The sequence below is a fragment of the Ruminococcus sp. genome, from assembly GCF_019423705.1.
Taxonomy (GTDB): domain Bacteria; phylum Bacillota; class Clostridia; order Oscillospirales; family Ruminococcaceae; genus Hominimerdicola.
Window position 1 is genome coordinate 37210 of record NZ_JAHZAX010000005.1, and the last position, 22146, is coordinate 59355.

Annotated in this window: 22 protein-coding genes; 11 read left to right on the forward strand and 11 right to left on the reverse strand. The window is 46.0% G+C overall.

Features of this window, described 5'->3' with window-relative positions; genetic code table 11:
* Window positions 1-3: 3 nt before the first annotated feature.
* From QZ371_RS05300 to QZ371_RS05345, 9 genes are all read left to right on the forward strand, one after another.
* Window positions 4-957 (forward strand): ComEC/Rec2 family competence protein, encoded by a 954-nt coding sequence (locus tag QZ371_RS05300; protein WP_295210390.1) that lies wholly within the window; start codon window positions 4-6, stop codon window positions 955-957.
* A gap of 4 nt (window positions 958-961) precedes the next feature.
* Entirely contained in the window at window positions 962-1177 is a 216-nt protein-coding gene (locus QZ371_RS05305) for a DUF3006 domain-containing protein (protein WP_295210392.1), read from the forward strand.
* 94 nt (window positions 1178-1271) lie between these two features.
* Window positions 1272-2144, forward strand: coding sequence for a MurR/RpiR family transcriptional regulator (locus QZ371_RS05310; RefSeq protein ID WP_295210394.1), 873 nt, complete (start codon window positions 1272-1274; stop codon window positions 2142-2144).
* A complete protein-coding gene (locus tag QZ371_RS05315; RefSeq protein WP_295210396.1) occupies window positions 2141-3376 on the forward strand; it encodes an NAD(P)/FAD-dependent oxidoreductase in 1236 nt (411 codons plus the stop codon). The genes QZ371_RS05310 and QZ371_RS05315 overlap by 4 nt, the downstream gene beginning before the upstream one ends.
* 12 nt (window positions 3377-3388) lie before the next feature.
* Entirely contained in the window at window positions 3389-4720 is a 1332-nt protein-coding gene (gene cmk, locus QZ371_RS11565; protein ID WP_366558701.1) for a (d)CMP kinase, read from the forward strand.
* Complete coding sequence (locus QZ371_RS05330) at window positions 4721-6679, forward strand: bifunctional 4-hydroxy-3-methylbut-2-enyl diphosphate reductase/30S ribosomal protein S1 (protein ID WP_295210397.1); 1959 nt, start codon at window positions 4721-4723, stop codon at window positions 6677-6679.
* A gap of 237 nt (window positions 6680-6916) precedes the next feature.
* Window positions 6917-9139: a transglycosylase domain-containing protein gene (locus QZ371_RS05335; protein WP_295210399.1), complete on the forward strand. Its 2223-nt coding sequence runs from the start codon at window positions 6917-6919 to the stop codon at window positions 9137-9139.
* Window positions 9140-9192: 53 nt separating this feature from the next.
* Window positions 9193-10311 (forward strand): class I SAM-dependent RNA methyltransferase, encoded by a 1119-nt coding sequence (locus QZ371_RS05340; protein WP_295210401.1) that lies wholly within the window; start codon window positions 9193-9195, stop codon window positions 10309-10311.
* A 9-nt stretch (window positions 10312-10320) separates the two neighbouring features.
* A complete protein-coding gene (locus QZ371_RS05345; protein ID WP_295210403.1) occupies window positions 10321-10992 on the forward strand; it encodes an HAD family phosphatase in 672 nt (223 codons plus the stop codon).
* Window positions 10993-11205: 213 nt separating this feature from the next.
* Here QZ371_RS05345 and tsf read toward each other — a convergent pair whose 3' ends face one another.
* The 11 genes from tsf to QZ371_RS05400 form a co-directional block, all read right to left on the reverse strand.
* Entirely contained in the window at window positions 11206-12126 is a 921-nt protein-coding gene (gene tsf, locus QZ371_RS05350) for a translation elongation factor Ts (protein WP_295210404.1), read from the reverse strand.
* Between the two features lie 81 nt (window positions 12127-12207).
* Window positions 12208-12951, reverse strand: coding sequence for a 30S ribosomal protein S2 (rpsB, locus tag QZ371_RS05355; protein ID WP_295210406.1), 744 nt, complete (start codon window positions 12949-12951; stop codon window positions 12208-12210).
* 174 nt (window positions 12952-13125) lie between these two features.
* Complete coding sequence (locus QZ371_RS05360; protein ID WP_295210408.1) at window positions 13126-13416, reverse strand: YlmC/YmxH family sporulation protein; 291 nt, start codon at window positions 13414-13416, stop codon at window positions 13126-13128.
* A gap of 85 nt (window positions 13417-13501) precedes the next feature.
* Window positions 13502-13639 (reverse strand): hypothetical protein, encoded by a 138-nt coding sequence (locus QZ371_RS05365; RefSeq protein ID WP_295210410.1) that lies wholly within the window; start codon window positions 13637-13639, stop codon window positions 13502-13504.
* The gene (locus QZ371_RS05370) at window positions 13623-14069 is read right to left on the reverse strand and encodes a hypothetical protein (protein ID WP_295210412.1); all 447 of its coding nucleotides are present in this window, start codon (window positions 14067-14069) and stop codon (window positions 13623-13625) included. The genes QZ371_RS05365 and QZ371_RS05370 overlap by 17 nt, the downstream gene beginning before the upstream one ends.
* Window positions 14070-14198 (reverse strand): hypothetical protein, encoded by a 129-nt coding sequence (locus QZ371_RS05375; protein WP_295210413.1) that lies wholly within the window; start codon window positions 14196-14198, stop codon window positions 14070-14072.
* Window positions 14199-14447: 249 nt separating this feature from the next.
* A complete protein-coding gene (locus QZ371_RS05380) occupies window positions 14448-15089 on the reverse strand; it encodes a sporulation initiation factor Spo0A C-terminal domain-containing protein (RefSeq protein WP_295210415.1) in 642 nt (213 codons plus the stop codon).
* 196 nt (window positions 15090-15285) lie between these two features.
* Entirely contained in the window at window positions 15286-16056 is a 771-nt protein-coding gene (gene sigG, locus QZ371_RS05385; RefSeq protein WP_295210417.1) for an RNA polymerase sporulation sigma factor SigG, read from the reverse strand.
* Between the two features lie 153 nt (window positions 16057-16209).
* Window positions 16210-16443 (reverse strand): hypothetical protein, encoded by a 234-nt coding sequence (locus tag QZ371_RS05390; RefSeq protein WP_295210419.1) that lies wholly within the window; start codon window positions 16441-16443, stop codon window positions 16210-16212.
* A 3-nt stretch (window positions 16444-16446) separates the two neighbouring features.
* On the reverse strand, window positions 16447-17598 hold the full coding sequence (locus QZ371_RS05395) for a phosphodiester glycosidase family protein (protein WP_295210420.1): 1152 nt from the start codon (window positions 17596-17598) through the stop codon (window positions 16447-16449).
* Complete coding sequence (locus QZ371_RS05400) at window positions 17598-18644, reverse strand: bifunctional glycosyltransferase family 2/GtrA family protein (protein WP_295210422.1); 1047 nt, start codon at window positions 18642-18644, stop codon at window positions 17598-17600. Before QZ371_RS05400 ends, QZ371_RS05395 begins: the two co-directional genes overlap by 1 nt.
* A 238-nt stretch (window positions 18645-18882) precedes the next feature.
* Here QZ371_RS05400 and QZ371_RS05405 point away from each other — a divergent pair, with 238 nt between their 5' ends.
* Both QZ371_RS05405 and QZ371_RS05410 read left to right on the forward strand, forming a co-directional pair.
* Window positions 18883-21057: a transglutaminase-like domain-containing protein gene (locus QZ371_RS05405; RefSeq protein ID WP_295210424.1), complete on the forward strand. Its 2175-nt coding sequence runs from the start codon at window positions 18883-18885 to the stop codon at window positions 21055-21057.
* Between the two features lie 279 nt (window positions 21058-21336).
* Window positions 21337-22146, forward strand: coding sequence for a LytTR family DNA-binding domain-containing protein (locus QZ371_RS05410; protein ID WP_295210426.1), 810 nt, complete (start codon window positions 21337-21339; stop codon window positions 22144-22146).

A 22146-nucleotide genomic window follows, 5' to 3' on the forward strand; every position in this document is an offset into this window, starting at 1 on the left:
ATTATGGCAGGCAGGAAGAAAAAGAAAAAAGGCTCGGGCGGGCTGGCGGTAGGTCAGCTCAGAAAGGCTGTTGGACTTATAGCAGGCTTTGTGATACTGCTTTTCTGGCTGCTGGATATGACGGGGATAATATCTTTTGACAGTTTGCTTATCAAAGCAGGCGTTGAGGACAAGCCTGCGGAGCACGCTCAGACGGAGGTGCATTTTGTTGACGTTGGGCAGGGGGACAGCACTCTTGTGATATCCCAGGGGGAGGCTATGCTCATCGACAGCGGCGACAAGGACGATAACAACACTATTGAGAAGTATCTTGAAAAGCAGGGCGTGACGGAGATAAAATATCTTATTGCGACGCACCCGCACGCCGACCATATCGGCGAGATGAGCGAGATCATCGACCAATTCGATGTGGACAAGTTTATTATGCCGAAAGTGCCAAAAGAGCAGACGCCGACAACGGCGGTATATGAGAAAATGCTCAAGAGCGCAAAGAAAAAGGGGCTCAAGATCACTCCGGCAAAGGCGATGGAATTTGAGCTTGGAAGCTGCAAGGTTGAGCTTTTCACCCCTAGCGGAACTTATGATAATCTCAACGATTATTCAACACTTGTGAAGATAACGGACGGGGACAACAGTTTTCTTATTACTGGTGACTGCGAGACCCCAGAGGAAAAGGACATTTTGAAGCAGGGTTATGACATATCGGCGAAAGTTTTGAAGGCAGGACATCACGGAAGTTCAACTTCATCTAGTGCGGATTTTCTTAATGTTGTTATGCCGAGATATGCGGTGATATCCTGCGCAAAAGAGAATAAATACGGTCACCCACACGAGGAGACTGTCACACGGCTGAAAAAGTATGCTTCACACCTTTACATCACCGCCGACAACGGCACGGTGGTGTTCCGATCGGACGGCGAGGGGCTGAGCGTTTCAGTCGAAAAGGGGGAGAAATAAATTGATGAAAGAAAAGCTTGTTATCGACAGGATAGAGGGGGGCTTTGCCGTTTGTCTTGACGACGAGGGGGAGAGCTTTGACATTGCGCTGGCGGACATCGACAGGCCGCAGGAGGGCTTTGTTATAAGGCTTAGGAGCGGCAAGTATTTCATCGATGAGGAAGAGACGGAGAAGAGAAGAAAAGAGATAAACGCTTTGCAGGACGATCTGTGGGAATGACGATATTGTACAAATATTTGTACAGATAGATATGATAATTAAGGCGTGGTCGCCTTTAATATATTTGCCTTCGGGCATAGAAGAGGTATAGATTATGGAAAAGGATCTATTTACATTAATAAACGAAAAGCTTTCGGGTCTTTCAAAGGGTCACAAGCTTATCGCAAATTACATTTTATCCCACTATGACAAGGCGGCGTTTATGACGGCGCAGAAGCTTGGAAAGACTGTGGGAGTAAGCGAATCGACTGTTGTTAGATTTGCGTCAGAGCTTGGTTATGACGGATATCCTGCGCTGCAAAAGGGTTTGCAGGAGCTTATGCGAAACAAGCTCACCGCTGTTCAGCGTATCGAGGTCACTTCCGATCTTATGAGCGGCGACGATGTGCTTGAAAGGGTGCTTGATCTCGATATCGACAAGATAAGGCGGACGCTGGAGGAGACTTCGAGGGAGGACTTCAACAGGGCTGTGGACAAGATAGTTTCCTGCAACACCATTTACATAATGGGCACGAGAAGTGCGGCTTCTATCGCTTCGTTTTTAAGCTATTATCTTGGACTTATTTTCCCACACGTCAAGCTTGTGCAAAGCACCACAACTTCGGAGCTTTTTGAAAGGATCATGCGTATCGACAGCAAGGACGTTATGATAGGAATTTCGTTCCCGAGATATTCAAAGCAGACTGTCAAGGCTCTGAAATACGCAAAGAGTAATGGTGCCAACGTTATCGCTATCACCGATTCAAAGACTTCGCCTATCGCCAAATATGCGGACAGCTTGCTGCTTGCAAGGAGCGATATGGCTTCATTCGTTGATTCGCTGGTGGCTCCGCTGAGCCTTATAAATGCGCTTATCGTGGCGGTTTCTATTAGGAATATCGACAGGGTATCGCAGACCTTTGAGAAGCTTGAGCAGGTTTGGGAAGAGTATGACGTTTATGCAAAGAGCGAGGAAGACACTCAATGAGAGAATTTGACGTTGTTATCGCCGGCGGCGGTGCGGCAGGGCTTTTCTGCGCTGTTCAGCTTGGCTGGCTGGGCAAGGGCGTGGGAGTTATCGAGCATAGCGGCGACCTTGGACGGAAGCTGCGCATTACGGGCAAGGGCAGATGCAATGTGACGAACAACTGCTCCGCCGATCAGGTGATGAAAAATATACCTAGGAACGGAAAGTTTATGTATTCTGCGCTGAGCAGATTTGCGCCAGAGGATGTTATGAGCTTTTTTGAATGCCTTGGGGTGGAGCTTAAAACAGAGCGTGGCAACAGGGTATTTCCTGTCAGCGACAATGCGCAGGATATCGTTAAGGCGCTTGTCAAGGCGGCAAAGGACTGCGGCGTGCAGTTTATTGACGACGATGTGAAAGAGATCATCGTCAAGGACGGCAGGGCTGTGGGGCTTAAATGCGAGAACGGCGAATACTTTGGAGAAAGCGTTGTTATCGCAACTGGCGGAAAGTCTTATCCTCGGACGGGTTCGACGGGGGACGGATACAGGCTTGCAAAGTCCGTTGGACACAAGGTGACAGCGATAACGCCTTCGCTTTGTCCAGTGGTGACTTATGAGCGTGAGGAATGTGCTTCGTCTATGGGGCTATCTCTTAAAAACTGCACGCTTACTCTCAGAAAAGAGGGGGAGAGCAAGGCGGTCTTTGAAGAGCTTGGCGAAATGCTGTTTACGCATTTTGGTTTGAGCGGGCCGCTGGTGCTGTCGGCTTCGGCGCATTTGGGCGATCTTAACAAAGAGCGCTGGGCAATGGACATCGACTTGAAGCCGGGGCTTAGTTTTGAACAGCTCGATAACAGGATACTGAGAGATTTTAATGATTTCCCTAACAGGGATTTTCAAAATTCGCTTAATAAGCTTTTGCCTTCAAAGATAATACCACTTGTGATAAAGCGCAGCGGTATACAGGGGGACAAGAAGGTCAATCAGATAACCAAGGAGGAGCGTGAGCGCCTTGAGGGAGTTATCAAGAAGCTGACATTTACTGTTAAATGTATGCGACCGATAGACGAGGCCATTATCACACGGGGCGGTGTGGACGTGACGGAGATAAGCCCGAAAACAATGGAATCGAAGCTTTGCAAGGGGCTTTATTTCATCGGCGAGGTCCTTGACGTTGACGCTTACACGGGCGGATTTAATTTGCAGATAGCATTTTCCACGGCTTACAGCTGTGCAAACAATATCGGATAAGGAGTTTTTAAAATGGGAATTAACGTTGCGCTTGACGGACCTTCCGGAGCAGGAAAGTCTACCATTGCGAAAGCGGTGGCAAAGAAGCTTGAGTATGTTTATGTTGACACGGGGGCGATGTATCGCTCTATCGCTTATTACTGTTTGAGCAATGGGGCTGACCTTGCAGAGGCTGAGCAGGTGAAGCCTTTGCTGGGTGAGATATCCATAAAGCTTTGCTATACGGAGGCAGGGCAGAGGGTTATGCTCAACGATGAGGACGTTTCGGACAAGATAAGGACGCCCGAGATATCAATGGGGGCTTCTAAGGTATCGGCTATACCGGAAGTGAGAGAGTTTCTGCTTGATCTGCAAAAGGGCATTGCGGCGGAAAACAACATCATTATGGACGGTCGTGACATCGGCACGGTGGTGCTGCCAAATGCGCAGGTAAAGATATTCCTTACGGCTTCACCAGAGGCGAGGGCTGAGAGACGCTTCAAGGAATTGCAGGAAAAGGGCGACAAGTCTACATACGATGAAGTTTTGCAGGATATCATACAGCGTGATTATAATGACACCCACAGGGAGATCGCTCCGCTGAAAAAGGCTGATGACGCTGTTGAAGTTGACACCACGAGCTTGAACCTTGAGGAGAGCGTTGAGGCCATTTACAAGGTCATTACGGAAAAGACTAAAAAAAAAGAGCGCAGGCTTAAAGAGATCGCTCCGCTGAGACCTGTTTCAAAGAGCCATAGGCTGGGACATTTCCATATGTTTTGGTACACGGTGCTGAGATACATCGTTATCGGTATTTATCATATTTATTACAACATCACGTTTGAAGGCACGGAGAATATACCGAAGGACGGCGGAAATATTTTCGCTTCAAACCACAGGAGCTATCAAGACCCTGTTTTCATTGCGCTGCCCACGAGAGTGCCCCTTTCTTATATGGCGAAAGAGGAGCTGTTTCATCAGAACGTGTTCTTTACGCTGCTTATAAAGGCTTTCGGCGCTTTCCCTGTTACGAGAGGAAAGGGCGACACGCAGGTCATCGATACGTCTATCGAGAAGCTTGAAAAGGGCAGGAACCTTGTTATTTTCCCAGAGGGTACACGTTCAAAGGACGGCAAGGTCGGCAAGGGCAAGACGGGGGTTGCGCTTATTGCGGCAATGGCTCAGGTGCCTGTTGTGCCTGTTGGTATCAACTTCGAGGGCAAGCTCAAGTTCAGAAAGAGAGTTATCGTGAGATTCGGCAAGCCTATCATTCCTTCGGAAGTGGGCGTAAATTCAACTGATCCTCACGCTCTCAAGACGATGAAGAATGAAATTATGAAAAATATCACGGAGCTGGTACATTAAATGTTAACAAAGTGTAAAATTTGCGTTGCAAAGACCGCAGGTTTCTGTTTTGGTGTAGACAGAGCCGTAAAAATAGTGTATAATGAATTAGATAACCGAAATAATGTTGTAACGTTAGGCCCAATTATTCACAATCCAAACGTAGTTTCGGACTTGCAGGCGAAAGGGGTTTACCCTGTGGAGCTTGAGCAGGTCAAGAAAGACCAGACAGTAGTCATTCGGTCTCACGGCGTTGGGCGTGATGTATACAGGCGGCTGGAGGAGATAGGCGCTGAAATTGTTGACGCCACTTGTCCTTTCGTTGCCAGGATACACAAGATCGCTGCCGAGAAGTCGGAAGAGGGTTATGTGATTCTCATTGCGGGAGACGCTTCTCACCCAGAGATTATGGGGATAAGAGGTCATTGCCGTGGAGAGAGTTATGTGTTCAACTCTTGTGACGATTTTGAAAATTTGGTGAAAGAGAAGGATTTTTCATCAAAAAAGGTTGCAATTTTGGCGCAGACGACGTATAATAAGAATATGTGGAAAAAGTGCGAAGAGCTATTTGTGAAGTATCTGCCTCGTGCTGTGGTGTACAACACCATTTGCAGCGCAACTTCTGAAAGACAGAAGGAGGCGGCAGAGCTTGCGAAGGCTGCCGACATTATGATGATCGTCGGAGGACTGCACAGCTCCAATACTCACAAGCTGAAAGCTATTTGCGATGAATACTGCAAATGCTTCCTTGTAGAGGACGCCGATGGACTAAAAGCTTGTAATATTGACTTATCAGGTGCAAAATTTATCGGGATTTCTGCCGGGGCATCGACGCCGGCTTATATAATCAAGGAGGTACAACAGACCATGAGTGAAATGTTGAACAATGTTGACGAAGAATTTAATTTTGAGGAGGAACTTGAAAAGACTCTGAAAAAAATACATACGGGAATGAAGGTTGAGGGCATTGTCACCGATATCAATAACGGTGAGGTTGCCGTAGATATCGGAACAAAGCACACAGGCTATATTCCTGCATCTGAGCTTTCCGATGATCCTACAAAGAAGCCTGAGGATATCGTTAGCGTAGGCGACAAGATCGACCTTATCGTTCTCAAGACAAACGATCAGGAAGGCATCGTTACACTTTCTAAGAAGAAGGTTGACGCAGTTCTCGGTTTCCAGAAGATCGTTGAGGCTAAGGAAGCTGACGCTACACTTACAGGCACAGTTACAAACGTTGTTAAGGGCGGCGTGCTCGTTTCTTCTAACGGCGTTAAGGTATTTATCCCTGCTTCACAGGCTGCTCCTAGAAGAGACTTTGATCTCAACGAGCTCCTCAAGCAGACAGTAAACTTCAAGATCCTTGAAGTAAACGAGGCTAAGCAGAGAGCAGTTGGTTCTATCCGTGCAGTAGCAAGAGAAGAGAGAGCAGCAGCTCAGGCTAAGTTCTTTGAGACAGCTCAGATCGGTTCTGAGGTCGAGGGTACAGTTAAGTCTATCACAGATTACGGCGTATTCGTTGATCTCGGCGGTGTTGACGGTCTTATCAGAAGAATGGATCTTTCTTGGAACAGGATCAAGCACCCATCAGACGTTGTTTCTGTTGGCGACAAGATCACAGTAACTATCAAGGATATCGACGATGAGACCAAGAAGGTATCTCTCATCTACAAGAAGGCTTCTGAGAATCCTTGGGAGATCTTCAAGGCTAACTATGAAGTTGGTCAGGTCGTTAAGGCTACTATCGTTTCCATCACAAGCTTTGGCGCATTTGCTCAGATCATTGACGGCATTGACGGTCTTATCCACATTTCTCAGATCGCTAATCAGAGAGTCAACAACGTTGCCGACATTCTTACTGTTGGTCAGGTAGTTGACTGCCAGATCACAGAGATCGACCTGGATAAGAAGAGGATCAGCTTGTCTATGAGAGCTTTGCTTCCTGCTGAAGACGAGGCTGAAGAGGACGCTGAATAAGCAATAAAATTCAAGGGGGCGAGAAATCGCCCTCGTTTTTTATTTTGTGAGAAATGACAGTTTAAGGGGCAAACTCTGCCTTTTTTATTGTCGTATTTAGCAAAATCCTTAGCAAAAACTAAAGATTTTTGGAAAACACTTAACTTTTTTATTCGTATGTGGTATAATAATATCAAGAAAAATAAAGGCGGTGCTGCATAGTTTTGCGGTGCGGCTTAAATACGAAAGGTTAAATTTATGGATGAAATAAAAAACACGGCAGCTAAAAAGCGGAAAAAGAAAAAGACCACTAATCCGGCTGTGAGGGTGCTTAAAATAATAGGAACGGCGCTTTTGTCGATTTTTCTTATCGTTATAATCACCTGCTCGATATTTGCCACGGTTTTGACTATCTATGTGCTGAATTTTGCGGACACCACCACGACTATCAGCCTTGACAAGACCCAGACCAGCAATATTTCGAGGTTCCTTTCCGTCAATCCCGATTACGACGAGAGCGACGAGGATTCGCAGGAATATGATCTTTACTATGCGCTGAAAAATACGAACAAGCACGTTGTTTGGGCTGATCTTGAGCAGATACCGCAATATGTGCAGGACGCTTTCGTTTACACTGAGGACGAGAGATTCTATTCTCACGACGGCGTTGACTTTAAGCGTACTTTTGCTTCGTTTATCAACGTATTTATCCCGATATACGGCGACAGAAAGGTCGGCGGTTCGACGATAACTCAGCAGACTATCAAGAACATCACGGGCGATGATTCGAGAGATTCTATCGAGGGTATCGAGCGTAAGATTCGAGAGATATTCCGTTCTATAAATGTGGAAAAGACTTACACAAAGGAAGATATCCTGCAAAGCTATCTTAATCTTGTGCCGCTGACTACTCAGCAGTATGATATCATCGGCGTGCAGGCTGCGGCTAACTTCTATTTCGGCAAGGACGTTTCGGAGCTTAATCTTGCGGAAGCAGCTTCTCTTGCAGGTATGACAAGTGCCCCTGCGGCTAACAACCCTTATGACAGCATTGAAAATAACAAGATAAGACAGAAGTACACTCTTGACCATATGCTGGAAAATGGTGCTATTTCCGAGCAGGAATATAACGACGCTTTGCATTATGAGCTTGAGATCACGGGTGATATCGAGTATTCAAGTGTGACGATCTATGAGGACGAGACTAAGGATCAGGGTCCTACATCTTACTTTATGGACGCTGCTATAAACGAGACTATTCAGACTATTGCTGATTATTATGGCATTTCGACTTCTGAGGCTTCTCAGAGACTTTATGACGGCGGATTTACTGTTTACACTACTGTTGACAGAGATATGCAGACGAAGGTCGAGAAGGAAATGCAGAAGCAGAGCAACTTTACGACTTATCAGATGAGCGAAGAGGACGACACGCTTTGGTCGGGCTTTATCGCTATGGACTATCAAGGCAATGTAAAGGCTGTTGTGGGCAGCAGAGACAAAAAGACTGAGTCGAGAGTTTACAACATTGCGACGGACGCAACACGTTCGCCGGGTTCTTGTATCAAGCCTATCGCTTCTTATGCGCCAGCGCTGGATCAAGACCTTATGACTTGGTCAACGCTGTTCAAGGACGAGCCTATCACTATCAAGGTCAAGGGTAAGGACACGAAATGGCCTGTAAACTACTCTGAGACGGGCGATAGTGAGAACTGGTCGGGTCAGTATCTTGCGACTTGGGAAATGCTGACGAGATCGCTCAACACACTTCCTGCTCAGCTTATTCAGAAGATGAAGCCAGAGTATTCTTACAACTTCCTCAAGGAAAAGCTTGATATATCGACGCTGACGGACAAGGACGCTGACTATTCGCCTGTTACTGTCGGTGGTCTTACAAACGGTACAAGGCTTGAAGAGCTTGTGGGCGCTTATATGATCTTCGGCAACGGCGGCAAGAAGTATGACGTTTCTTACGTTTCTAAGATCGAGGACGCTGACGGCAATGCGATCTACGAGAAGAGCGACGGATACAAGCAGGCTATAAGCGAATCTACGGCTTATGTTATGAACAGAATGATGCAGAACGTTATCAATAATCAGCAGGGTACAGGTCGTTACGCTAAGCTCAACAATACTGATCTTGTGGGCAAGACGGGTACTTCATCTGACTGGTATGACCTTACGTTCGTGGGCTGTTCGCCGGACTATGTTTCGGGCATTTGGATAGGTTACGAAAATCCGCAGACTATCCCGACTAATGAATATCAGAATATCGGCGCTATTTGGAAGAATGTGTTTGGTGATGTTGTGGAAAATGAAAAACACAAGTCATTCGACAAGACTTTCAAGATGCCTGACTCGGTTGAAAAGCTGACATACTGCACTAAGACGGGCAAGCTTGCATCAAACACTTGCTACAGCACGGCTACGGGTTATTACAAGAAATCCAACGAGCCTGAGTATTGCAGCGGAAATCATTAAAGTATAAAAGCCTCCATTAAGTTATGGAGGCTTTTTCTGAAAGGAAATAATTTATGGAGAAAAATTTGCGCTTGTGCGTTCCTTGCCATTTTGGGCTTGAGGGCGTGCTGGCTTACGAGATAAAAAAGATCGGCGGCGAGAACCTTAACACCACGGACGGAAAGATCAGCTTTGACGGCGATATGGTCACGATGGCAAAGGCGAATATGTGGATAGCCACAGGCGAGAGGGTGCTTATCGAGCTGGGAAGCTTTAGGGCGGAGAGCTTTGAGCAGCTTTTTGACGGCGTTATGAAGCTGCCGCTGGAGGACTTTATCGGCAGGGAGGATGCTTTTCCTGTTAAGGGGCACTCGCTGAATTCAAAGCTGCATTCTATCCCGGATTGTCAGAGGATAATCAAAAAGGCCTGCGTAAAGCGCCTTGAGAGGGCTTATGGCATAAGCTATTTTGAGGAGATCAAGGCCAAGCATCAGATACAGTTCGCCATTCACAAGGACATTGCGACGATATATCTTGACACCACGGGGGTGGGTCTGCACAAGCGTGGTTACAGGAGAAATTCCAACGACGCACCTATCAAGGAGACTTTGGCGGCAGGAATCGTTGACCTTGCTAGGGTGAGGGCTAATTCTATCGTTGTTGACCCGATGTGCGGTTCGGGAACGTTTCTTATCGAATCGGCTTACAAGGCTTTGAACGTTGCGCCTGGTTTGAGGAGAAATTTTGCGGCTCAGAGCTGGGAGCAGATACCACAGGAGATATGGCAGGACGTGCGCACGGAGGCTATGGCCGCTATTGACAGGCAGGGAAGTTTCAAAGCATTTGGCTTTGATGTGGACGATATGGCGGTGGAGCTGACGAGGAACAATGCGAAAAAGGCCGGCGTTGGTTCAAAGCTGGAGGTCAAGCAGCAGGATATTGCAAAGTACAAGCAGATCGACGGGGCGATAACAATTGTCAATCCGCCCTATGGTGAGAGAATGTTGGTGCTTCGTGAGGCGGAGGAGCTTTACAAGAAAATGGGTCAGCGTTTGGCGCCCTCGAGAGAGAACCCTTGCTATATCATTTCGCCACACGAGGAGTTTGAGAGCTTTTTCGGCAAGAGGGCGGACAAGAAGCGCAAGCTTTACAACGGAATGATAAAGTGCAATTTATATATGTATTTCAAATAGAGGTGTAAAATGGCAGAAAAGTGGAATTTAGGCAACATTGACGGCGTGGTTTTCGATATGGACGGGGTCATTTTTGACAGCGAAAAGGTGGGGCTTGCAAGCTGGGAGAAACTTGGGGAGAAGTACGGCCTTGTGAACGTTCGTGAAAATGCTTTGAAGTGCATTGGCAGGAGCACCGTTGACACTATGGCCATTCTTGAGGAGGCCTACGGCGACAAGGTGTCAATTGAGAGCCTTTACAAGGAGGCGAAGGAGGTCTTTTCGGAGATCATTTCCGAGGGCGGTTTGCCTTTGAAGCCCGGTGCTGTGGAGCTGCTCAGCTTTTTGAAGGAGTGTGGGGTCAAGGTAGGGCTGGCTTCGTCGACGTCTTATAATGGCGTTATAGCCAACCTCAAGGGGGCTGGATTGCTGCGGTATTTTGAGGTCATCATCGGCGGCGATATGATAAAGCATTCAAAGCCGCAGCCTGAGATATATTTGCTGGCTTGTGAGAAGCTGGGGGTTCGTCCGCAATATACTGTGGCGATCGAGGATTCTTACAACGGCATAAAGGCGGCGCACAATGCTGGTATGATACCCATAATGGTGCCCGATCTTATTGCGCCGACGGAGGAGATACTTTCAATGGTGTACAAAAAGGTGGACAGTTTGAATGATGTTATTGAATATTTCAAAAGCTGATAGATAGCGTAAAACGGGCGTGTGATGATCGCCCGTTTTTTTGTGTGTGATGTGATTTATTTTGTCAAAAAGCGGGCGAACGATGTTCGCCCCTACTGGTGATTGGAATAAGATGGAGAAATTCATATTACAAGTTCGGTAATCTTATGTTTGAGCAATAAAAAAACTCCCCTCGGAAATTCCAAGGGGAGTTTTCTTTATATTGGCTTTTGATTACTTGATCATTGAAGCAACTTCGTCAGCGAAATTGTCTTCCTTCTTCTCAACGCCTTCGCCTCTCTCGAAACGAACGAACTCTACAACGTCGATCTTGCCGCCGAGGTTCTTAGCAACTGACTCAACGTACTTGCCAACAGATACCTTATCGTCCTTAACGAATGCCTGCTCGAGGAGGCAGTTCTCAGAATAGTACTTGCCGATCTTGCCGTCGATGATCTTGTGCTTAACCTGCTCTGGCTTGCTTGCCATCTTAGGATCTTCAGCCATCTGTGCGAGCATAATCTCTCTTTCCTTATCAAGAGCGTCAGCTGGAACAGAAGCTCTGTTAAGGTATGGAGGGTTCATAGCTGCGACCTGAAGTGCGCAGTCCTTGCCTGCTGCGAGGAGCTCTGCGTTGTCTGCTGCGATATCAGAGTCAAGCTTAACCATAACGCCGATGCTGCCAGCGCCGTGAACGTAAGGAACGAGGATTCCTTCCATTCTCTTGAATCTTCTGATTACCATATTCTCTCTGATCTTGATAAAGAGATCCTGGAGAGTTTCCTCAACTGTCTTGTCGCCGCCGCTGATCTTTGTAGCCTTGAGAGCCTCAACGTCAGCTGGGTTTGCTTCGATAATTGTGTCGGCAACTGCTGCAACGAATGACTTGAACTCTTCGTTGTTTGCAGCAAAGTCTGTCTCGATATTAACTTCGAGAACGCAGCCTACGTTGCCCTTTACTACTGCTGTACAGATACCCTCAGCAGCAACTCTTCCGCTCTTCTTAGCCTGTGTTGCAAGACCCTTTTCACGGAGAAGTGTAACAGCCTTGTCCATATCGCCGTCAGCTTCAACAAGTGCTTTCTTACAGTCCATCATACCTACGCCTGTGGCTGTCATAAGTTCTTTGATCTCAGATACTGATACCTTTCCCATTTTTATTCCTCCTAAAAGTGATTTATACCGAAATAAGGCAGACAAATATCATAATAAATGCCTGCCTGAAATTTCATACTATTATTCAGCAGCCTCGTCAGCTTCTTCAACCTTCTCTGCTTCTTCAGCAGAGTCAGCGTCCTCGCCCTGTCTGCCTTCGATGATAGCGTTAGCCATACAGCCAGCAATAAGCTTAACTGCTCTGATAGCGTCGTCGTTACCAGGGATAACGTAGTCAACATCGTCAGGATCACAGTTTGTGTCAACGATAGCTACAACAGGGATACCGAGCTTCTTAGCTTCTGCAACGGCGATCTTTTCCTTTCTTGGGTCAACAACGAAAAGTGCGCCTGGGAGCTTCTTCATATTCTTGATACCGCCCATAAACTTTTCAAGCTTTTCGATCTCGAGCTTCAGCTTAACAACTTCCTTCTTAGGGAGAAGGTCGAATGTGCCGTCTGTCTCCATTGTGTGGAGCTGCTCAAGTCTCTTGATCCTCTGCTGGATAGTCTTGAAGTTTGTCATCATACCGCCAAGCCATCTAGCGTTTACATAGTGTGCGTTAGCTCTGAGAGCCTCTTCCTTGATGGAATCGCCAGCCTGCTTCTTAGTACCTACGAAAAGTACCTCTTCGCCGTTAGCTGAGATATCACGGATAAACATATAAGCTTCTTCAAGCTTCTTTACGGTCTTCTGAAGATCGATGATGTAAATTCCGTTTCTTTCTGTGAAAATGTATGGAGCCATTTTAGGGTTCCATCTTCTTGTCTGGTGACCAAAGTGTACGCCAGCTTCAAGAAGCTGCTTCATTGATACTACTCCCATTGTAGTAACCTCCTGTTTGGTTTTAAATTTCTGCAAAAGCAGATGTCTTATCCTCCGGACGGTTTTGACCGCCTTCACCTAGCTTATGCCAGGACCAACAGCGATAACCTATCCGTGCGAATTGCTTTAATATTATATCACATTCCCGTGCTTTTTTCAAGTACCTATGAACAATTATTTCAACAAATTTTCGACTTTATAAGTTCGACTCTTTGTACATACTGCACTATCATCAAAGCGAACGAGTATAGTATCCTCGCCGATAAGCTCGATATCGGAGCATTTTATGACGATATCCTCGTCACGACCCATAATCCCGAAGGCTCGTGGCTTGCCATAGACGATAAGGGAGACGATATTCGCCCCTGCAGTATCCATTTCGATATCGTCCACATAGCCGATCTTTAGCCCTGTTTTCATATTGACGACTTCCTTATTTCTGAGACTTGAAAAACTGCATATCATATTCGACCCTCCATAAAAAATGTGCATAGAACTTTGTTAGATTCTATGCACATTATGGGTTGTCTGATGAATGGGATAGTTAAAATTATGCTATTTCTTTTTTGCCCTTTTCGGGGTCGCCGTTTTCGTCAGTATCAAACATATCCTGTATCATCTTGGCGATCTCACTTCTTGTTTTCGGCTTATCGTCGATATTTTTTATTTTCTTATTTTGATCTCGCATATTCGATACCTCCTTTATTGCATTTCTTTAAAAATCTTCTTACAAATTCTTTGTTGTCGATCTCTTCATCTTCGGGAAAAGTCTCAAAAACGTCTCTTACTAGTTCTCTTGCCTTAGTATATTCATATCCCTGCACTTTATTCAGCACATAAACTTCGCCTTGATTTGTAACGACTGTCATAATTTTTATTGCGCCCTCGCAAATGAAAGTATCTATATCTGCAACGGAAAAATTATTTGTGCTTGGGTGATTGTGCATATACACAAGAGATTGACGTTGTGCGTTTCGGACAACCGACACAGCAAAGGAATTTTCTGCTGGTATAACAGAAAATTCATCGCCCATTATTTTTACTTCGCTTTTAAAACTAAGATCATCAATAAAGAGAACTTCATCGCTGTTATTATCTTCTTTAGATAATTTAAGCAATTATTTATGCTTATGCTGCATTGAATGTGACTGCGCTTCAGAAAAATCTGACAACTTCACTTCTTCAACTTTTTCTATTGCAGTATCCGTAATAAAAATCTTATGATCTCGCTTTTTAGCCTGTTCCAAAGCTTCACTTCCTCTGTTTACATTATACCATATTTTCGTAATTTGTCAACAGCGGAGTGTAAAATATAAAAAGGATACAGGCTTTTATTTGTCTGTATCCCTTGTTGAATAATATTTGTCAAACGCATCGGCGAACTGTTCTAGGACTATATCTGCTATGCCTGTGATAAATTCTGTATTGGACGGCTTTTTATCTATTGCGGCATTGTCGGGGAAATAGCGCTGTTTATCTGCTGGGGTGGCTCTTTTCTAGCCTGAACCTATGGATATTCGCACGCTGCGCTCTATGCTCTGCCTTGTTTTATTGAACTTATCAAGGGGCATATTATAGCGGCGGGCTGCCATATCGTAAAGCTGATAGGTGCGCAGAATTCTGTTTCTATCGGTAAAGAGCAGCACGCCCACCATATACCTTATATAATCATAGCCAACGCTCCTCGGGGTAATGCCCAGCGATATGAGCAGTTCTGACACACTTTTATGTGCTTGCTCTTTGAACTTGACCACGTTTATGGGTATGGCGTTAAGTCTTGCTATCATATCCTCACAGACGGCTTCGGCGCTGTATGGGGCGCTGATATTCACAAAGCTTGCGTCGTCAAGGAGCACACGAATAGTTTCGTTATCCTCATAGGTGTAGATGTTATAGAATATCGGTTCGATATCGGCTTCTCTGAGCTTTTTTGCAAAGGCAAGGGTCTCCTCCCAGCCGCACATACAGCAATCGGCCACGATTATGGAGGGAGAATATTTAACTGCGCCTATTTCTATCGAGATCTTGCTGCGGTCGCACAGCCGGACTTTTGCGCCACGCTCTTCAAGGCATTTTGCAAGGCTGCGGTGCTGTCCGTCAAAGGTCTCGGCAATAAGAACTGTTCTGTTTGCAAACATTGCCCGATACTCCTTAATTTTGTCACGAATAAACTCATTTAAATGAACTCGTTCATATGCTAATTATAGCAAACGGGCGTTAGTTGGGCAATGAAATGCGAAGATATTCAGATTGAGTTAACTGAAATGTTACGATTAAACATTAATTTATATGATTATTATTCAAAAATGTCGAAATTTCTGAATAGGGCTAACTTTACAGGTGGCTTTTTATACGCTCCAAAGCGCCTTTTTCGAGCCTTGACACTTGGGCTTGGGATATGCCGATACTTTTTGCCACTTCCACTTGGGTCTGACCCTTGAAAAAGCGCAGGAAGAGGATATTTTTCTCACGGGGGAGCAGGCTGCTCATTGCGTCTTTGAGGGAGAGCTCTTCCAGCCAGCTTTTGTCATCATAATTATCGCTGACTTGGTCGACCACATAGAGGGCGTCGCCGTTATCGGAATATACGGGCTCATAGAGGGAGACGGGGTCGGTGATGGCTGCAAGGGCGATCACAACGCTGCTGGGCTTTTCGGTTATGCTTTCGGCGATCTGCTCCACGGTGGGCTCTTTTTGATTTTCGCAGATGAACTGCTCCTTGGCCTGCATTGCTTTATAGGCAAGGTCACGGAGGGAGCGTGAGACCCTCATCGGCTGATCGTCACGGAGAAAGCGGCGCAGCTCGCCTGCTATCATCGGCACGGCATAGGTGGAAAAGCGCACGTCAAGGCTGGTATCGAAATTGTCGATAGCTTTGATAAGTCCCACGACGCCGACTTGGAAGAGGTCGTCGGGGGAGTCGCAGCGGCTGACGAACTTTTGCAAAACGCTCAGCACCAGTCTGAGATTGCCGTTTATAAGCTCCTCTCTTGCTTTTTTGTCACCTGCGTGGGCTTTTTTCAGCAGTTCAAGCTTTTCTGACTCCTTTAATGTCTTTAAATCATTTGTATTTACTCCGCTGATCTCGACTTTATTATACTGCATAGCGTACTCCTGAACTTTGATAATATAATTATTCCCAAAGTGTGTGGTACTATGCAGGGGATTTTTATGGTGAGATATGTGGGGCGATCGTGCGGATAAAAAGTCGAGTGCAAAAAAAGTGGGCGACCAAAGGTCGCCCGTGTGATGTTCGTATTATTGTTTTTCGATTTTGTCGGAATTTTCAATGCGTTCGTTTTTGCGCTGGTTATACACCGCAAGGATAGCAGTAACGATCGCCGAGATACAGAAGATAAGCAAAAGCTTATTCGATATCTTTCGGTTGATGAAATTCATTGTGGGGTTGAGGATATCTAGTATCCAAAACACGATGAACATTCCTGCAAGGATTATTGTGAGGTGCGGAAGCAGTTTTGACAGTCGTTTCATTTTTTAGCCTCCTATATAGATAATGTCGCTGAGGTCACGTCCGCCGCCGTCGGGCTGGTTTATTATGCTGCCGTCAAAGTACATAAGTGCGGACTTTCCGCCGTCAAGGTTAAATGCGCTCTGACAGCCTTCGTCGCACATAATTGCGGCAAGCTCGCTGAGGGTCGCACCTCTTGAATAGCCTTCCATTCTGCCGTCAACGGTGACGAAAACGTAATGGCCTGCGGACACGCTGCCTATGGCTGAACGTGGGTTTTGGCTGTTGAGATATGATGTGGTATTGAATGTGCTGAGGACGTTGCCGCTGCCGTCAAGGAGGGCTGGGCCGAAGTTCCAAGCCTGCCAAGCGCCTTGTGCGATGATCTCATCGCTGTTGTATTCGGACGGGGAATAGGTCTTTAGGGTGCCGTCGGTGAAGAGCACGCAGACGTCGGCGTCGTTATTGTCGTCACGATATTTTACGCCGTTTCTTATTACGATACTGCGCTCGGAATTGCCGTAAAAGTCGCCGTTTATTGCGAAGATAGCGTTGTTTTCCGTCGCCATATTGTAAACGCTGTCTTTGATGTTCTTGCCGAAAGTGCCCTCCGCAAAGGCGGTCTTTATAACGCTGGCGTCGGTGACGTAGACGTCGGCAACGTAATAGGTTATCTTATCTGAGCCTTCGCCGATAGATTTTTTATAGACCGTCACTTGTGCGTTGTCTGTGGTGGACTCGCCAAGCTTTTCGCTTTGGATAGCGGCGTTAGTTATGCTGCTGACAGCGTTTTGGTCGGAGAGGTAATCGGCGGTATCTTGATTGCCCCAGTTTTTATGGTCACGCTGCTCGGTGCGGAGGGTGGTGGTTGCGGTCTCCGTTTGAGGTGCTGTGGTGGTGACCGGGGTGCTGTTTGTATCTGTTTGCGATTGCGATGAGCTGTCGTCAGAGGTCTCTGAGGAGGTGCTTGTATCGGCGTTTGGCAGTGTGAATTTTGTCTGCGCTCCGCTATCGGCGGTGGCTATCACCTCGCCTTTTACGCCTGAGCTCTGGGGCAATACATAGTCAAAGAGCATAAACACGCCGATCGCTGCGGCGGTCAGCAGGGTGTCGGTCAATATCATTGCCCACACGGGCATTTGCTTTACTTTTGCTTTTTGGGTCTTTTTTTCAGACATCAGTCTGCTATCTCCTTTCTTTTCTTTTTGAAAACAAAGCTTTTTTGTACCGCCCAGCTTATAAAGAAGAGCAGCACTTCAACTATTATTTTACAGATATACTGATTGTGGATAACATACTTTACCAGCAGTTTGAGCAAGACTGTATTTGCGGCGAGGATAAATGCCGCAAGGAGGAAATACTTCGCCGCTGTTTTTGCAATGCCTTCCTTATTTTTAAAGACGAATTTTTTGTTCATTCCGAAATTGAAGGCGGAGCTTATGACTCTTGCGCAGATATTTGAAGCCACAATGCTTTTTGTTATCAGCGAGAAGAGGGTGAAGCAGATGTAATCCACGCAGAAGCTCAGCAGGGAAGAGCCTGAGAATTTCAGTATGTCTTTATAAATGCGGAATGAGTCTTTGATAGGGTCGAAATGAGAGGACTCGTTTTTGCCCAGGTATACTGTTTCGATTGGCACTTCAAAGAAGCCGATGTTCTCACGGGCACATTCAAGGAGCATATTCATCTCGAACTCGTATCTATCGCCGCTTATCGATAGCATAAAGGGGATAAGCTCTGAAGAGAAGCCACGCAGTCCTGTTTGAGTGTCGCTGACCTTTACCCCTGCGGCGAAGGAGAACACGAACTTTGTGACGTTATTGCCGAACTTGCTGCGCAGGGGAATTTTGCCTGTGAACTTGCGGCAGCCCATAATAAGATTATCGGGGTTGGTTTTGAGAGCTTGGGCTATGCGGATAATGTCTTTAATCTTATGCTGGCCGTCGGCGTCGGCAATGACGATGCCTGCCTCGCCTTGGGTATTTTTTTCTATGTATTCAAGGGCGGTCTTGATGCCCCTGCCTTTGCCCATATTCACTTTATGGGTGAGGACGGTGGCTTTCTTTTGGGCTTGGGCGAAAATTTCAGCCTTATCGGGGCTGCTGCCATCGTTTATGACGATGATATCAAAATCTGTCCGCTGTGAGATATCGTCGATAACGCCGAGCATTTTCTCGTCGGGTTCATAGGCGGGAATGACCGCAAATATCTTTTCTATTGCCATTTTTGTCTCCCTTCCAGCCGACTATTTCGGCTTTGGTATCTTGACGTTATTAAGTATAACACAAGACCCTTAAAAATACAATAAATATTTTTTATTTTATAATGCAGCTTTTTTCTGCTTCACTTTTCATTTTCATTTTTTTGCTATATTTTTCTTGACAATGTGACGATTTTGTGATAAAGTTATTGTATAAGCTGTTTTTACAGTCGGGAAAATTATAGCGGAAAGGAAAAAGAATATGAAGTTATTTAAGCGGACGCTTACGGCGGCTGTGGCGGTATGCCTTGCGCTTCAAAGTGCGGTGGTATGCTTCGGCGCAGAGGCGGAGGAGCAGATCCCTGTCGGCGGAGAGGACGTCAGCCTTTACACATCGGAGGACGGCGAGCTTATCCAACTTACGGAGGATATGTATCAGACTTGGTATGACGGTGACCAGACTTATGACGGCACGGCAAAGGAGCTTTATGGTTACTATCTTATGGATAGCGACAATTATTATTGGCTCAATGAGGACGAGGATTATGTTGTCACTTATGAAAACAACATAAACGCAGGCACGGCGACGGCTACTTTCACGGGTATCGGCCGTTACACGGGAAGCTTTACGAAAAATTTCAACATTACCCCTGCGAACATTTACTGGACAGATATCGAATGTGAATACGAACAGAGCTACTGCGGCGGAAAGCCTGTTCAGCCAAAGCCGACTGTTACATACAACGGTGTTGTGCTGACTGAGGGCGTTGACTATGAGATCAAATATGAGGACGACTGCGGCGAGCTTGGCTGGCATTACCTTGAGATATGGAGTAAGGGCAATTTTGAAGGCAGCACAAGCTTTGAGTATTATGTTGTAGAGGCTGAGATATCAAGCGAGAACATTTCAGTCGGCAGCTGCACTTACACTGGCTATTCCCAGACTCCTGCGCCTGTTGTTACAGTTGGCGGCGAGGTGCTGAGACGTGGCATTGATTATAATGTATCATACACAAACAATGTGAACGCCGGCACGGGTTATATGACCGTTATTGGTATGAACGGTTACACGGGATATGTTACTGTGCCTTTCACTATCAGTCCGAAAGCTGTTTCAAAGGTTGAGATATCAAAGATCGCTGACGCCGATTACACGGGCAGCGCTGTTAAGCCGAGCCTTGTTGTCAAGGCGGACGGAAAGGTGCTCAATAGCTCTGATTATACTGTAACATATTACAATAACACGAATATGGGCACGGCAAACGCTGTTGTTACTCTTGGAAGCAACTACACGGGCAGCCGTTCTGCTTCAGCTTCTTTCAAGATCGTGCTTGGAAAGGCAAAGGGTCTGAAGGCTACTGCGGATTCTACAACTTCTGTAAAGCTCAGCTGGAGCAAGGTGGGCAAGTGCAAATACAAAGTCTACCGCTATGATTCAAAGAAAAAGTCTTACAAGCTTCTGACAACTACAAGCTCCACAAGCTATACTGACAAGAAGCTTTCTGAGGCAACGGGTTACACTTATGCTGTCAAGCTTGAATACAACTCAAAGCTTGGACCTTACACGACTGTAAAGGGCAACACGAAGATATCCACGCCAAAGATGACTGTTAAGGCTTACAATAAGAAAGTTACAATAAGCTGGAACAAGAACACAAAGGCTGAGGGATATCAGATATACTGGTGCAAGGGCGATGAATGGACTATCCCGCACAACAATTATTACAGTATGCCGACAGACTGTTATAATGATTATGTTCAGCTCAAGAAGATAACAAAGAACAGCACGACTTCTTACACCAAGTCAGACCTTTCGGGTTCAAAGAATTATCACTTCAAGATGAGGTCTTACAAGACAATAAACGGCAAGGTGGTTTACAGCGGTTGGACGGGCATACAATGCAAGATAAACACCATATCGAGACTTAATGCGGCAACAAAGAAGAGCCACAGCACTTACAAGATATACAACGTTCAGGGCAAGACCACAAAGACTTCAAAGCACACTTTGACGGCGGAAGAGAAGAAGATACTCAAGAACTTTGCTTCAAAGCACTTCAAGAGCGGCTGGTCGGCGGCAAAGAAAGTTGAATATACTGCGGACTGGATAAGAAAGAATATGAAGTACGGCAGGATTCCGACGGCTTCGCATAGCAAGAACATCTTTGTTTACAAAGAGGGTCAATGCTCAGATTACAACGGTGCGCTGGTTGAAATGATGGTTTATCTCGGCTATGACGCAAACCTTGTTATGGGCAACCGCAGAGGCGGCGGACAGCACTTCTGGGGCGAGATAAAGATCGACGGCGTGACTTATCTGCTTGAAGTCGGCGAAAAGGTATACGACAGCCCACAATGGAATTACAAGTGGCAGTTTATGTGCCTTAAATATTCCGAGGCTGACGGCGGTTACAAGAAGAACGGAAAGCTTTACTAAACTAATTAAACAATAAAGAAAAAGCTCTGCGGAGGGAGAAATTCCGCAGAGCTTTTTTTTTTTGCAAATCAATTGCAAAAATAACTTGTGTTACAAACAAAGCCCCCGTGGATCGCTTGGGAGTTTGCTTGTGATAATGGGGATATTTTATATTGTCTAGGACAATATTGCATATGTATATTATATTGACTTTTTCGTTATTTTGCAATATAATATATAAAAATAACTTATATTTTATAAAAAATAACTTGTTAGAGATGACATAATGGGGGAACAAAAATGAAAATACAGGAAATAAGCGAGTTATCGGAATCTGTGCTCACGAGATATTATGACAACGACATAAAGCCTTTTCTTGACGCTTGTCATAGGGACGTTATGTGGATAGGGCCGGCGGAAAATCAGATCATAAGGACGAGGGAAGCCCTTGTGGCGGCTTTCGGTGCAGAGCAGCACCAGCTTAAATTCGTGCTCAATAATCTTACTGTTGTGCCGCTGGCAATGGGAAGCAGCACGGTGTTTGAGATCGTGATGATGTTCTTGGTGGACACCATTTGGCCGGACAGCAGTATGAACCGTGTCAAGCAGCGGATACATCTTACTTGGGTGGTGGAGAACGGCGTGCCATACATTCGGCTTTGTCACATTTCAAACGCCATTCGCTATGATGAGCGTGACAACATTTACCCTGTGCATTATGAGGACTCTTATTCCGAAATGGTGCTGGCGGGTATGGAGCGTTCAAAGCGTGTTATCATAAACAGCACGGACAAGTCGCTGGTGTATCTCAACTGGTCGTGGGTGATGTATGCGGAGACAAAGGGCACACACGCCGTTGTACACACCATTGACGGCAGCTTTGAGTCTGTGCAGAGTTTGCGGCTCATCGAAAAGCGGTACAGCGATCTTTTTGTGCGTTGTCACGAAAGCTATCTTGTGAACCCCGATTACGTCGCAAGGATAAGCAGGCTTCGCATTGAGTTGACGAATGGCAAGATACTGCCTGTGCCAGAAAAGAAGTACACCGCCGTCAAGGCGATCTTGACGGAGCGTGAGCGTGGCAGGATACAAAATCTGCGTAAGGAATAG

Coding starts and splice junctions, on each gene's coding strand:
- QZ371_RS05300 (WP_295210390.1), top strand. CDS start 4: ATGGCAGGCAGGAAGAAAAAGAAAAAAGGCTCGGGCGGGCTGGCGGTA.
- QZ371_RS05305 (WP_295210392.1), top strand. CDS start 962: ATGAAAGAAAAGCTTGTTATCGACAGGATAGAGGGGGGCTTTGCCGTT.
- QZ371_RS05310 (WP_295210394.1), top strand. CDS start 1,272: ATGGAAAAGGATCTATTTACATTAATAAACGAAAAGCTTTCGGGTCTT.
- QZ371_RS05315 (WP_295210396.1), top strand. CDS start 2,141: ATGAGAGAATTTGACGTTGTTATCGCCGGCGGCGGTGCGGCAGGGCTT.
- cmk (WP_366558701.1), top strand. CDS start 3,389: ATGGGAATTAACGTTGCGCTTGACGGACCTTCCGGAGCAGGAAAGTCT.
- QZ371_RS05330 (WP_295210397.1), top strand. CDS start 4,721: ATGTTAACAAAGTGTAAAATTTGCGTTGCAAAGACCGCAGGTTTCTGT.
- QZ371_RS05335 (WP_295210399.1), top strand. CDS start 6,917: ATGGATGAAATAAAAAACACGGCAGCTAAAAAGCGGAAAAAGAAAAAG.
- QZ371_RS05340 (WP_295210401.1), top strand. CDS start 9,193: ATGGAGAAAAATTTGCGCTTGTGCGTTCCTTGCCATTTTGGGCTTGAG.
- QZ371_RS05345 (WP_295210403.1), top strand. CDS start 10,321: ATGGCAGAAAAGTGGAATTTAGGCAACATTGACGGCGTGGTTTTCGAT.
- tsf (WP_295210404.1), bottom strand. CDS start 12,126: ATGGGAAAGGTATCAGTATCTGAGATCAAAGAACTTATGACAGCCACA.
- rpsB (WP_295210406.1), bottom strand. CDS start 12,951: ATGGGAGTAGTATCAATGAAGCAGCTTCTTGAAGCTGGCGTACACTTT.
- QZ371_RS05360 (WP_295210408.1), bottom strand. CDS start 13,416: ATGATATGCAGTTTTTCAAGTCTCAGAAATAAGGAAGTCGTCAATATG.
- QZ371_RS05365 (WP_295210410.1), bottom strand. CDS start 13,639: ATGCGAGATCAAAATAAGAAAATAAAAAATATCGACGATAAGCCGAAA.
- QZ371_RS05380 (WP_295210415.1), bottom strand. CDS start 15,089: ATGTTTGCAAACAGAACAGTTCTTATTGCCGAGACCTTTGACGGACAG.
- sigG (WP_295210417.1), bottom strand. CDS start 16,056: ATGCAGTATAATAAAGTCGAGATCAGCGGAGTAAATACAAATGATTTA.
- QZ371_RS05390 (WP_295210419.1), bottom strand. CDS start 16,443: ATGAAACGACTGTCAAAACTGCTTCCGCACCTCACAATAATCCTTGCA.
- QZ371_RS05395 (WP_295210420.1), bottom strand. CDS start 17,598: ATGTCTGAAAAAAAGACCCAAAAAGCAAAAGTAAAGCAAATGCCCGTG.
- QZ371_RS05400 (WP_295210422.1), bottom strand. CDS start 18,644: ATGGCAATAGAAAAGATATTTGCGGTCATTCCCGCCTATGAACCCGAC.
- QZ371_RS05405 (WP_295210424.1), top strand. CDS start 18,883: ATGAAGTTATTTAAGCGGACGCTTACGGCGGCTGTGGCGGTATGCCTT.
- QZ371_RS05410 (WP_295210426.1), top strand. CDS start 21,337: ATGAAAATACAGGAAATAAGCGAGTTATCGGAATCTGTGCTCACGAGA.